Consider the following 13,806-nt stretch of genomic DNA (forward strand, 5'->3'; position numbering starts at 1 on the left):
GATGAGAATGCCAAAAACGGTAAAACGGCAGTAAAACCTAGTAGCAAAAATGGATGAGAATGCCAAAAACGGTAAGACGGCAGTAAAACCTAGTAGCAAAAATGGATGAGAATGCCAAAAACGGTAAGACGGCAGTAAAACCTAGTAGCAAAAATGGATGAGAATGCCAAAAACGGTAAAACAGCAGTAAAACCTAGTAGCAATTCAAAATAGAGGTGCAGAAAGTTTTTTAAATTCCTGACTTAGTAGTACAAACTAATAACTGAACTGTAAGTTACTTGCTTTTTAAGGTGCCGCTGTCAGATTAAATTTGAGTTAGATTGTTCTCTAGTGTTAACGCAAAGCGATTTTGTCGTAGTCGCTAATTACCAAGGGAAATTGACGGTTGATGTCATCGCGTAAGTGGCTGAGCGTGAAATTACGATAGCCAATGCCACTAAGCTCCTCAATAAGTCTAGACGTACTGTTGAACGTTATTTACAGAGTTACCGAAGCCAAGGGTAACAGTTCGTTGTTTACGGAAATACAGGCAGCGCGTCAGTTAATAAAATGCCTGACCGGCTTAAGCAGCAAGTTCATTCGGTAATCCGCGATAAATACTAAGCCCTGAACCTGTTACACCTTGCCCGAGATGCTTGAGACGCCCGAATTCATTGCTGTTAAGCGCGAAATACCGCGTAAATGGACGTATGATATCCATTATGTAAAACGGGCGAAGCGTAGGTGCAGCCGTCTTCACAAGCTCAGAGAGCCAATGGAAGTGCCAAGTTTAATACTACAATTGAACGGCAGCACACACCGTTGGTTCGGCGATAAGAAGTCGTGTTTTATCGCCATGATTGACGATGTCAACAGCGATATCATGCTGAGTTCTTTCCTCCAGAGACGACTGAAAGGTGTATGAAAGTAATGCACTCAGTCTTTGAGAAATACGGTGTATTTAAAACCCTGTATGTTGATCGAGCCGGAATATTCGGTGGCCCTTTGCAACTTATCCCAGATGCAAAGGGCTTGTAAGGAGTTGGGGCTTAAAATTGTCTTCACCAGTTCTCCTCAGGGTAAAGGCAGAATTGAACGTGTCTTCGATACCTTGCAAGACAGACGCAAATAGCTACCTCCAAGACGTCTTCATTTCCCAGTTTTGGCGTAAAAACCTCGTTTTAAAATCAAGAATTTCATACAAAGAACATACGCCTGTACTACGCTACATCAACCTCGATGTTATCTGTATCACTAAGGTTTGCGGAAAATACGCAACGACCATACGTTTAGCTGCAGGAGAAAACTCTACATCATCGACTCACCGCTTAAGCACTCAATCTCAAACCAGAAAATTGAAATTCGTACAGGTAAAAATAAGCAGTTTGAAACTTACTTCGCCGGACGAAAGCTACAGATAACAGAAATCACTGAGCTTGAAAAATTGTCCTCGGAAGACAGTGAGATCCAGAAGGAGTTTGAGGTACTAGCTTTTGCAGATAGGCCTGGGAATGTGGCTGAAAAGCATCCTGTCTTAGTTTCGTCTCCTCCGTTACATTTTATCTCCACCGTATACTAATGAAACAAAGTGGAATAGAATCATTTAGACCTCAGGAAATGTCCCACGATTATCACAAAAATCGTACTGACATAGATATTTATGAAATAATCATGCGCAGTAAGCCCGTTTTGTTTTGTTGCTCAAACAGGTTAAACCAGTTTTACATTTCCCTTTATTGATTTTGATGCTTGGTCTTGTTTAGTTACCCAAACAAGCTCTCAAATTTGCCTAGTTGATTCAATTTAACCAAAAGCTGGCCTAAAACGATTAATATTAAGTCACCTCCACCTTTAACCGAATACGGAGTTTCTTTAAGAATAATCGACAAGTATGAGACTTCTATAGTTAATGTTAGGTTTATTAAGCCTTTCTGACTACGTTTTTCAGGATGCGTTGAGCCGACGGCAATAAACAAAACGAGTCTTCTACAGTAAGGTCTCACAGTTTTTAGTTAGCAAGATCACTATCATTAAAACTGTCCAGGCCCAGTGAACTATCTTGTAATAACATTTATTAAGGTTGCAATCAGCATGAATCCCACGTGTATACATCCTTACTAAAGTTATAGTTAGATAAAAAATAAATTGTAAGTGGGTTAATCCCCTCTAGCCTTTTCTTTCTTTTTCTATCTTATTCTAATGTGGTTAGTTTTGGCCGATCATGAACGTGGTTGGTATTTTCACCTTACCTATGGATCATTCCGGTTATGGATGGGACTTGTTTTATCCATATGCGCATGGATGGCACAAATAGCATTTAGGGCGCGTTCTATAGTTTTTATTTCTCTATTATTTTAATGATTTTACAGTCTTTGATTAATAAACTTGAGCGTTTGCCTTGTTGAATTGTATAAATTCAACACCAAACTGATCTTTAGGCACGAAAAAACTCCAGAGCACTGTCTGGATTCTATAGAGTTATTTTTGGTCAGTGATTTTGAGCTTTTTTCATTGCCACAAGGTAGGATGCGTGTTCCGCTGGCGTAGCATGCTTACCTGGCCTATTGAGTTCCATTGGCTTGTTAATTGAATTACGAGTCACATCAACATTTTTTTGTCTTATGTCAGAAAGTCGAGACTTTAGCTGCTTGTATCCTTCCCTCACCCGCTCAGCTATTCTAACTCGTAAGAAAGCGATTCGTTTGCCGTCTAGCTTGATTGTTACTAGCCCGAGTTCGACAAGTGTATTGACTACCCGTCTTACGGTATTTCTTGACCACTGCATCATTGCTGATAAATAAGGTACACTTAGTGACAAGGTCGATTTATCAAATTTGTCTCTGAATTTGATCTTATTATGAAGGTAACCGTGCAAAACTAGCATTTTATGAAGGTGCCGAGATTGATTACGCTTCCACTTTTCCCCTTTCTTAGAGGCTTGAAGCGCGTTCACGTAAACTTTGAAAAATACATTTTTCAAATCTGGCTTTTTATGTTTACTGCTTTTCCTCAGAAAATTTAAGATTTCTGACAGTTCTGATGAGAATTCCTGTGCATACTCATGAGTACCAAGTACTAAACAATGTGATATGTCGTCAAAGTAATTATAACGAAGATCCTTATTTTTGGGAGCAGGTTTTTCAGCACGTGCTAAAAATTTCTTCTCTACAAGCTTATCGATTGTTGACCGGATTGTGTTAGCAGAGTATCCAAGGTTGTTACAGAGACTTGCTGTGCTGCGTTTAAATACTTGTCCCTTTTGTTTATCACAAGCGAAATAAGTAACAAAAGAGAAAACATATGATTCTGTTTCATTGAGGTGTTCAAAAAGCCCCGTGCTCATGAACACAAATTCTGTGTTTTTTCTCATTTTTTTACCAACAAATCGAGTTATTGTTGATAAAAAACGCCCTAACAGTTGACGTGATCGATCAATCCGCTAAAATTGGATGTGTAACTCGTTCCAAAAAGTTACATCCTAAGACCCGTGCAGTGCGCCAACACTTCACGGGTTTTGTCTTTTAAGCGCTTCTTATCTTCCCAAATAATTTATGTTGCTCTTCAATGAGCAAGTTAAAGATTTAATAAAAGTAAGAGAATGTCTTTAACAGGTGTAATCTTTATACGAATGGTAATAGAGATCAAGTTGGATCGTGATCAAAATTAGATCTTTTTATAGATTCGATCCGAGTCCTAATCCATTGATTTTCATTACTATAGATTCGATCCGGGAATGTTTATCATCAAATTATAGGTTAGCGTTGTTTATTGAAGTGGCTCAAAATATGTAACGCAGACATATCTCGTCTAAAAGCTATAACTGACGACCCATGCTCTGGTGAATAACCAATATTTATTAGGTAGCCTTGAACCGTGGCCCGACCGTATTCGACTATCAATTCGCCTTTTCTTGGTTCAGACAAATGGCATGTATCGATAATTCTAACAATCTTGTTTTTCACGACGTTGTGAATTTTAGCTTTATATTCGGGATCTGCGTTCGTAAGGACCATATTTGAAAACTTACGCTTAAATTCACTAAGACTAGTCGAAGGAGCTACTGACTCACGAAGCTCGTTCCATGTATACATCTGCTGTGCCTGACGTCCGGTGATGAGATGTTCCCTCGCCCATAGACCAAACAGAATTTCAATTTCATTTTTTGTTGCGAAAATATCACTGTCAATTAACAACATTTCGTTAAGAGATTTTTCAGCGCGTACTGCGGCTATAATATTTTTCACTGTCGAGCGCGGAAATTGAACGACTGCAGCTTTCTTTTCTATCTCTCTTTCATCTTCATAGGTAACAAGAGCCTCAAGTCTGAAAAGCTTATAGTACATTTCAATGTCTTTAATTGTACCGTGGTCTCGTCCATATAAATCGCGCATATCAAATGTAGTTGCTGATATTCGCTGCAACGATTGGATAGCATTATTCATATAACCACCAGCTGATGCATCTGAAAGCGGAATATCTTTCGCCATAGATATAAGAGGTTCTAGTGGCAGTGTAAATGTTTCTCCAATGGTATCGGCCTGCTCTACTCGTTCAGAAATATGATTTATAAGCCAGGTAATAGCGCCTGCGTAGTAGCTCATATCTGGGAGATAGATTAGCCTTCCCTCTTCTGCGCGTGAGGTAATGGAAATTGGTTTTACTCTACCGTCTAATTTTAGTTTAACGTTGATCGTACCTGCCTTATCTTTACGATTAGTTCGCATCGCTTTGACTAGATATCTAACAATTTGTAGCTCAAGAAAACGTGTTTTATCGTCATATCGGTCAATATCTATAGTTTCAACGGTATTTGAAGACACCAACTGATATCTATCTACTTCCGATACTGATGAATGGTCTGCAGCTGCTACAGTCTGCCCTTTAGGTATCGCTAATGTAAAAAGCTTTCCTCTACGACGTCTTATTGGATCAGTTGTAATGAATTCACTTCTTATAAGATTAGCTTTTTCAAGAATTACCAGGTGATGTCGAATATTTGATACTTTTCGATTAATACGTTCAGAGATATATTGGAAGCTTGCAATGCGTTCTTCAATATCCTGTAAAGCTATAAAGACATCAGAAATCACAGCAATTGTAATTGGTGAAATAGATAATGCACCACATAAACGGAGGTACAGTTTTAAATCGAGAGATTCAGGAGCGTCGACCAGAGGTGCTTTAAATCCATATTTTTCTGACAAGTCAAAAAGCTCTCGCACAATAATTCTACCCGTTATTATAGATTACAGTTATTCCGTTGATTCGATCCTGAGATTACCCAACTATCTTTATCAAGTCCATTTTTGAGGTTGTATTAAATCGTATGTTCAAAAAAAGTAAAATCATAATAGGTTCACTTGAACCTGATAGGAACTTATACCTCGCAAGAGCTTGCTAACAAAAGCTTTCCGGAAGTTTTCAATTAACAAATTAAATACGTAGTTTATTAGGTTATTTGTCATTAAATTAATGATTTTCTGTAATGATGTTTTAAGAGTAAGTACAAAATTTTTATCCATTATAGGCCAGTCAGACATGTATGTTTACTTAACATTTTCTTTATTGGGTTCATGTGAACCTGATAGGCATAAACACCCCTCAATATCTGCCAGTAAAGGCTTTCAGTTAGGTTTTAATTATTGAACTAAATAACCCAAATAGCTTCTCAAAATGGATTATTAAAGATTCGATCCGAGACATTGAAAGATGAGCATGTCAGACTAAAATTATGTGCTTATACAAGGTTGAGATTATGAATACAGACGAAATGTACAATGGATTGCGCGTGCTTTCTAGTTACCATAGAAAAGGAGGCGTTGGAAAAACGTTTCTCGCATCAACAATAGCATATCTGTTGGCAACCGGCGGCCCAACTGGAAAAGGTATAAAGCGTCGTGTCTTGGTGCTGGACTATGATTCACAGCAAGATTCATCAAAAGCATTCTTAAAAATGGATGCGATACCAGGTGATGATGAATACGCTGCTCCACTACACCCAGAAATTGAAGAGATTGATGATCCAGAATGGAGTGGCCGAAATACGTCCACTGATATTTTGTTTGACTCACCAGTATATGAATACCCGACAGCTTTTGAAAACATTAAAGTCTTACCATCCGAAGGTAATGTTGATCGAGTACTAGCTCTGACACCGCAAGCGGATAGACTGGTTTCAAAAATTTCGACACATATGCGGGATTGGTTTTCAATCCCAGAACTGGCCGAGGATTACGATCTCGTTATTGTTGATAACCCGCCAAGTAAGTCACCGGTTAGTGCTGGTATGTTGGGCGCCGCGACTCATGTGATAATTCCGACTGAGCCCGAATACGACTCTATAGATGGTGTACCTATGTTACTTAATCGCGTAGACCGCATTAACGAAGACCGACAAAAATCACCTCTAAAGATTGTCGGAGTTGTTCCAAATAAAGTTCCAAGCAAATCACGTCTTACTCAGAAAGATGAAGTGGCACTTGCGAAACTTTACGACAAAAATGGTCCTACTGGAAAATATATGACGCGCTTTTGGCTTCAGCAACGTAATTGCTATCGCGTTATGGAACGTCCATCGGTTGATGAGTCACATTTTAATTATGTGCATAATCACCACGCGCAAAAAGAAATGCAAAAGCTTTATGAACTGATTGAAGGCAGCTTATGGGGGAATGAGTGATGAACAGCCCTAAAAAGGCAAGACGTAGAACGGTCGGAAAAGTTAATTCTCAAGAAGATTTAATAAACCAATTTGAGTCAGGTGAAGGCGTATCTAAAAAATCTCAACAGATGTTGGATGACCTTAAAGCAAGGGACAAATCCAAAGAAAGCGAAGTACACGACGACCCTATTTTTAAAACATCCTCTGAAATAGATAGAGTGCTGGTTGATTATATACAACCACAGTCAGATAATTCACGATATTTACCCGTTACGTTTGCACAGAAATCAGATGCTGAGTCCATTGCGGCTTTGGACAATTGTGTTGTCTGTGAAAAGGGGCTTCTTGAGAACCGATTATCAAAAGATAACCCTCGGTATGACGCCGTCAATTTAGAAATAGAAGAAATAAAAGATCTAGCTGAGACATTAAAGCACAGTGAACTAGTTCATCCAATTTCTGTGTGGAGAAAGAATATGACTGACTATCCTATTGTAGCTGGTCATAGACGTTTCTATGCAATTCGATTCCTTTATGGTGGTTTGATAAAGGTTAAAGTTAAAATCTACGCTGAAAAACCACGAAACCTTAATGTGCTCCGTCACATTGAGAATTTCTCTCGTTCTGACCTGACTCCACCTGATGCGCTAAACAGTTATGCAAAAGCAGTTCGCGAACTAGAAAGTTTAGAAGCAGCAAAGATGCGAACCGAACGAACTTCTTTGGTAACGTCATACTTGGGTATAAGTCGTCCTTCCTATTATCGATACGATAAACTTTATGAGCATTTTGATATTGTTTATAAGCTACTTGAAAACAAAGTAGTGACAAGTCTTATTGCTCTTTACGAAGAGATTAAGAAAGCGGAAAAACATAACGAAGTTGAGCGATACCTAAATAGATTGGCGGAGATCGGAAAATTTAAAAAATATATCCCTTCTGACATATCTAAGAAGCCGGGCAGGGCGAAGCAGTACATTACAATGCCAAAAGTGAAAGTGAGTCAAACTTCAGCAATTCGTCGATTATTAACAGAAGATGTTACAAAGCTCGATATAGGTATTGATTGGGAAAATGTTAACTTCGACGATGCTGCGGCATTAGAAAAGGTGTTAAAATCTTTACTTATATCACTGTCAAAATAACACGTCACGGTTCAAGTGAACCTGAATAATTATTTTGCACTGCAGGTCTTTATTTACAAGGCTTGCAGCAGTTTTTTTATTTGAAATTAAATGAGAAAAAACTAAAGATTTTATATAATTCCTAGATTCGATCCGATACTTTATATCTTAATTTTTACCTAACTTTAGTATTCAGTTAAACCAATAGCAGCAAATGATGGTTGACAGTTGAAAGGTAGATATCAAGGGGATTACTTCTGGCGTCAAATTACTCGAGTATTAGCATTATATCTAACCAACAACGTTCTCGCGTCTAGGTTCTTGTATCGATAAAAAGTGCTAATGATCACAACCGTGTTCCTTACTATACACTCTATAACTTTATAGCGACCAAAAGCCTGTCTATAATTTTAATTGCTTCGGATGAAAATAACATCTATGTTGTCCTTAAAGGACAAGGCTTTGTCTACCGAGGCATTCGCATTGTGAGATCGTGTAAGTCGAATTCGTCATTTTTTAATCGAAAACGTTACTTCCTCAGTTGTCACTACCACGGGTAGACCTAGTTTAAGTGCAAAGCTACATGAATGAGAGTCGACTAAGCCTCAATCGAAAATTAGAACGTCAAACTGATGATGACCTATGAGTAACATGTTCATGGGGTTACCGTTTTTAATTAGGATCGTATTCGGTATAAAAGTGAGAATAGGGAGAAATTGCGTACTGTATTAAAGCAAAGAACTCTTGCTTTGCAGTGGTGGGCATAATATTGATGAAACCAGGCTCCATAATCAAACGGAGGCCTTCTCTTATTTTTTTTCGCGCTATTTTTGAATTGCTGATGCGTAATGTGCATTGAAAGTGCCCCTACTTCAAATGAATCTCGAATAAAGCTAGGTTGTCCTTGGAAAGCAATAACAGTTAACGCATCCCATGGATCGAAAAATTCATCGATGTCAATGTTATTTGAAGGCACAGGAAGGTTTATGACACTTGACCGATTATTCGTCTTGCACAATCAACGTTTCATCATTTGTATAGGCTTTTATCACTACTTTCACTTCCTGCTTGATATCAATATCGTTAATGTATTAAGTATGAAAACAACGTGTCGATAATTGATATACTGGCAATAAATGAACAATGTTAGAGAGCAGGTGGTGGTCTGATGCCCAATTGTTCAAGCCTTAATGGTTAACTAATTATCCTTGCCGTTTCGTTTCTCTATGTATAAATATAAATCTGTTTATAAAGAAAAGTGTCTACTTTTTACACTCGTTCTAAATTAGTTAAGTCCTGTTTGTTGTAGCTCGCAATATATAAGGCAAGGCACATATTTTGCTAATGTTTCACTGCTCTGGAAAAGGAAAACAGCATGAAGCATATTCTTACCACCATACTATTGCTATCAATCAGTAAGGCAGCATTCGCCGACATTATAAAATATGAGTATTCACTCAACTATACTGGCTATGAATACTACGGTGTAAGTTATCTCGATGAGTCACAGATTGCCTCTGAACTCGATGATCTAAACACCAATCCGATTGAAGTCTCATTTACCTATGATGATACACTCATGTATTACTCATATTGGCTCGATGGTGAAAATAGAGTAGGGCAGTTTGGAGGTGGAGATGATACCTTATGGTCTCGTTCAGGACCTTCAAGGGGAGATAATTATTTTGACTTTACAGCATTTAATATTTCTCGAGTGCATTCACTACTGGAAGGTCTGATTGTTAGAATGCCGGAGATAACGACCACGAATTATTTAAGCGGTTCTAGTGCTTACACATTGACAAACCCTAGTGTCGATTTATTTACAATAGAAAGAGATTATTACTCATTTTCATTAGAAGACAGTACTAGCCAACAAACAAGCCGCGTTGTTTTTTACCTCAATGAAAGTTCGCAACTGGCTGTTAATTTTGAAAGCAGTCTAGTCTCAAGAACCGTCACACCAGTACAATCTAATCTTTCTGTTCCTGAGCCACAAACGGGTATTATCCTGGCAATGGGTGTAATGCTGTTGTTATTACGGCGCCGCCGCTAATAAATATATTCACTAGGGCGTTTCTCTGTTTACCAAAGAGGGCAACGCCCAGCAAACGTCATCAGATTTCACGTACGAGCGCCTATCTGGGTTCAATTAATGCAGCACGCCTTCAATAGTTATCAAGTCACTATACGAAAAGCAAAAAAGTGAACATCAATCTAAAGCGTCTATTCGGTCCCAGGTTTTTCGACGTGATAATCCCAGTTTTTCAACCAATAGATCAATAATGCCAAAGTGGCCACAATAATGGCTGCGCGAGCTAAGAGGTCCATGTCGGTGAATGAGACCACTAACGTCCGAACAATAATGAAAAGAGTGGTACCAATAATCCATTTTAATTTTACAAATTCATCATATGGGCAAACCTTAAAGCCTTTAACATCTTTAAGCAGATGGTTGTAGAAACGGTTAGCAAAAAAGTAGCACAAGTGTCCGATGTAGAGACCCGTATAAGTGATGCTTGAATCCCCATATTCATCACGCAACTGTTTGGCGCTAGAGGAAGAAAAGGTCTCTAGCCCAATTTGATAAAGTAAAAAAGTAAGTGCACCGAACATTGATGCGAATAACAGAGAAGATAGTTTAAATGCTCGATTTTTAGCGATTTCTAGCGCATTTTGCTCGTTGTAATCCATAACTAATACCACAATTTTAATGTTACAGCGGTGATATTATTTTTAAATTTTTTGATATTTTCAATATGTGTAAATCGTTGATGAAGATAATTTCATAAGGCTGAAGGTACAATACCACCGGCGACTATGAAATCGATAAACTAGAAAAAAATCACTCAATTAATACCCCTGACTTCCGGAAATTTCACGTAGAAACATCTACTTTTATAACAAATTCTGGGGCTATGCCTGCTCACAAACGCAAAACACCGAAAACAACGATACCAATCATTAATTACAGACCACCTTCAAACAGGTATTTCAAAGAAGGCGTCCCTCATCCACCACCGAGGTGCCCCTCTTGCTCAACTCGAGCGCGCCTTCGGCTGGGCGGGCAGGGCGGGCTTGCAGGGTGGATGTCACTTTGTGGTGTCCGCGGGTGGGTTTTAATGGTGTTTTTATGTGAAGGTGGTCTGTAATTATAATACAATAGGAGTTAGGTTCAATTGATAAGAGGATGTGGTGATGGTGAATGATTTTGCGCGCTTTAACGGTTTGCTCACGACTTTGGATGAGTTGTATGAGTCGCTTTATAGTGCCATGCGGTTAGCACCTACTGCTTATTTTGCCAATATTGATGACATCACTAAAGAGGACTTTAAAGCGTTCTCTGCCGGTGAGCTAATGCTTGGTCACCGGGATATGTTCAATGTTCAGGCGCAGATGCGTTGTCTTAATGCCTTAAAGTGCTTCCATCGTCCTTCTCATGATATTTCAGGCCGGGTGGCGGGCAAGTACCCTGGCATCCTTTTGCTTGAGAACCATGACGACGTCATTGATACCATTATCGCCATTAACAGTACGAAGACGGCTATCAAACACTGCGTGCAGGATAGAAAGCCTGATGGCTCACACGGGCGCAATCATTTGCAGAAACACGAGTTCTTACATCAACACCGTGGCGCCGAAATTATCTCCTATCAGCTGTATCGGCATATCGATGTCATTAACTGTCGCCCTGATACGGATACCGCGCTTAAAAGTGTGAATTTCTATTGGGCTTACAAGAATGCTGACCAAAGGCTAACGCCTGAGCGCGCTGTGTTGTATCTGTATAACAGCAAGTCTGGTCTCAACGATACACAACTAAACGAGATAAAAGCGCGTATCATGGGCACACAGCACACCCACCGCTTTTATATACGTAAGACACGCAATGCGTCGGTGAATTTGTCGCTTTATTACGGGGCAGCACAGGGTAAGCCGGTGGTAAATACTATCAACGCCGCACAGCCCGTTATTTTGTGTAATTACGAGGATGTGCCCACTATTCGTCAATTAAGCGCCCATGTGCCGCAAAAACGTAAAGCAAATAGGCAAGGGCATGCGTGGGAGTGCTTGAATGAAGCCATCAACCTCTATACGAGGCCGATTAGCGAGGCAGACAATAAACGTGAAGCTCATTTAGCGAAAATCTAACCTTGTTAGGTTACCGCGATGGGCGAATGTTGTTGTCTTACTGCTGTGTTTGTACTTCTCACTCCGCTTTGTTGACGAGGTGTTTAAGGTGCTGCCTCAGTTCGGGAAATTCCGTCCTAGCCTCATCTAAATAATCGTCATAATACGGTGTAGCCAGGTATCACCGGCAATTTGCAGCCAATTGCTGTGCTAATAAGCTTTCTAACTCCTGGCGCGTTTTCCCCTTCATCGTCCAGCGTCTCGATTCTTTATACAAGAGGTCACTGTTCTCTTTGATCAAGTTCACTGCCGCCCTAAAAAGTGAAGCACCAGATACTTCACGCACTTCATCACTAGGAAGGAGCAATGAAAAATTAGCGATGGGAGGCACATTACCTTTCAACTCTACTGTAAAGTTATCACTGTATTCGCTATGAAGCGCCAAACCACTCGCAGGACTCTTAAAGGGTACTTTCGAGATGATATCGTTAAAAAAGATATCATTAACCAATCCAAATTTTGTCTTTGGACGGCTAATATACACTTCTGCAATGACATCCCCCTTTTTTACCCAGCTGTACCTATTCGGCTTATAACTTACTGTGTCGATACCACCAGCGTGTGTGAAGACGCTACCTATCAGGCTTGGCATAACAAGCACTTCAGTACCAAAGGTAACGCCATTAGGTATAACGCCGCTCTCTCGTTTATCTTGCATCACAGAAGGACTCTCCCTCTAATATGTTTTAGACCTGTACCAAGCGTTCAATTACGTAAATTGGCAAACAACGAATTGGCTAAGGAACGGCTACTCACCAAATAGCCATTAGGTTTCGGTGACTCCCATTTATTACATCTGTCACGTCTGCAGGTACTACGACTCACACGTTCATCCACGCAGTACTTCTGTGGCGCTCGCTTTTCAGGAAAGGAAGGTATTTTTTTATAGACAGGGTATTTCTTGTTACCGATGACAACGACGGTGGGCTCATAAGGGAAACCCCAGCTGAATTCTTCAAAAGCATTACAGTGAGGCAAATGGGGGCGGATTTGATAGTCTTATGTATAGAATTGCTGAGTTTTCGTAGACCACCATCCTCTTGCTATCAAAAGCCCTTTGGTATAGTACCGAGGGGTACTATGTAGATATTAGTTCTGACTTTAAGTTTATCTGCCAGGTAGAGTTATTAGATGGGCTTGCAAAACTTAACAACGCTGCGGTTGTACTTAGTGTTGTGCTTGCACTTGGGCTTACAAATTTTCTTGTTTCTCAAGCTAAGAAATTGATGGAAAATCTACGTCAGATAGATGTTCTCTTGGAGTTCGGTCTCTGTGACCACCATGGAAAGGCTGCTCTAGAATGGATGTATAACAATTTAGACGCAGCCTACAAGATAATGGTTAATTGACGTAGCCGATTGGTAAAAAGCTTCAGTGACAGCACTAATATCGGGTCACCTAGCTGCGATAGTAAACACCCTGCTAATCGGTTTGATTTTTCTGAACAACATTTTATTGGGCAAACTCTTGACACTCCAACAGTATCAACTTGGGTTCGTTTTGATAGCAGTTTAGTGACATAGTTGTTAGCTGCTTTTTCCAGGATAGATCTTGGTAGACTCCTGCGCAATCCGTTTTTCGAAAAATAGCATTTTGGCTTTTTATAAACATACACAATGGCACTGATATTTGTGGCGTCACCGTCCGAGCGTGTGGGAAAATTTCAAACGATGCGAATGAAATAGTCCTAAGTGTGATTGGCCACAATGAGTCAATGATGACGACTATTATAGCAGCTGAAACAACACGACAGATGTGCGTTTTCCATCTGGCTCCAGGTGTTTTTCACTGTGAGCAGGTTATCATTCTTTATCCAATAATTGAGGAACTGAAAAATGAGTTTCCCAATTT

8 protein-coding genes are annotated in these 13,806 nt (G+C 39.7%); 4 read left to right on the plus strand and 4 right to left on the minus strand.

What is annotated here, in order from left to right; genetic code table 11:
* Nucleotides 1-2,467: 2,467 nt before the first annotated feature.
* Complete coding sequence (locus tag MHN00_RS19815) at nucleotides 2,468-3,349, minus strand: hypothetical protein (RefSeq protein ID WP_239302160.1); 882 nt, start codon at nucleotides 3,347-3,349, stop codon at nucleotides 2,468-2,470.
* A gap of 385 nt (nucleotides 3,350-3,734) precedes the next feature.
* Nucleotides 3,735-5,201, minus strand: coding sequence for a helix-turn-helix domain-containing protein (locus MHN00_RS19820; protein WP_239302162.1), 1,467 nt, complete (start codon nucleotides 5,199-5,201; stop codon nucleotides 3,735-3,737).
* A 533-nt stretch (nucleotides 5,202-5,734) separates the two neighbouring features.
* On the opposite strand from MHN00_RS19820, the gene MHN00_RS19825 reads away from it, so the two are divergent.
* The 3 genes from MHN00_RS19825 (at nucleotide 5,735) to MHN00_RS19835 (ending at nucleotide 9,820) form a co-directional block, all read left to right on the plus strand.
* Nucleotides 5,735-6,658, plus strand: a complete 924-nt coding sequence (locus tag MHN00_RS19825; protein ID WP_239302164.1) for a ParA family protein — start codon at nucleotides 5,735-5,737, stop codon at nucleotides 6,656-6,658.
* Nucleotides 6,658-7,785 (plus strand): ParB N-terminal domain-containing protein, encoded by a 1,128-nt coding sequence (locus MHN00_RS19830; protein WP_239302166.1) that lies wholly within the window; start codon nucleotides 6,658-6,660, stop codon nucleotides 7,783-7,785. Before MHN00_RS19825 ends, MHN00_RS19830 begins: the two co-directional genes overlap by 1 nt.
* A gap of 1,354 nt (nucleotides 7,786-9,139) precedes the next feature.
* Nucleotides 9,140-9,820: a PEP-CTERM sorting domain-containing protein gene (locus MHN00_RS19835; protein WP_239302167.1), complete on the plus strand. Its 681-nt coding sequence runs from the start codon at nucleotides 9,140-9,142 to the stop codon at nucleotides 9,818-9,820.
* A gap of 170 nt (nucleotides 9,821-9,990) precedes the next feature.
* Here the strand turns inward: MHN00_RS19835 and MHN00_RS19840 are convergent, their stop codons facing one another.
* Nucleotides 9,991-10,458, minus strand: coding sequence for a hypothetical protein (locus MHN00_RS19840; RefSeq protein ID WP_239302168.1), 468 nt, complete (start codon nucleotides 10,456-10,458; stop codon nucleotides 9,991-9,993).
* A gap of 504 nt (nucleotides 10,459-10,962) precedes the next feature.
* Here MHN00_RS19840 and MHN00_RS19845 point away from each other — a divergent pair.
* Entirely contained in the window at nucleotides 10,963-11,916 is a 954-nt protein-coding gene (locus MHN00_RS19845) for a DNA replication terminus site-binding protein (RefSeq protein WP_239302169.1), read from the plus strand.
* A gap of 160 nt (nucleotides 11,917-12,076) precedes the next feature.
* On the opposite strand, the gene MHN00_RS19850 is transcribed toward MHN00_RS19845, so the two are convergent.
* Nucleotides 12,077-12,616, minus strand: coding sequence for a hypothetical protein (locus tag MHN00_RS19850; protein WP_239302170.1), 540 nt, complete (start codon nucleotides 12,614-12,616; stop codon nucleotides 12,077-12,079).
* Between the last annotated feature and the right edge of the window lie 1,190 nt (nucleotides 12,617-13,806).

Origin of the sequence: Alteromonas sp. Cnat2-8 (assembly GCF_022348355.1) — a bacterium.
GTDB lineage: Bacteria > Pseudomonadota > Gammaproteobacteria > Enterobacterales > Alteromonadaceae > Alteromonas > Alteromonas macleodii.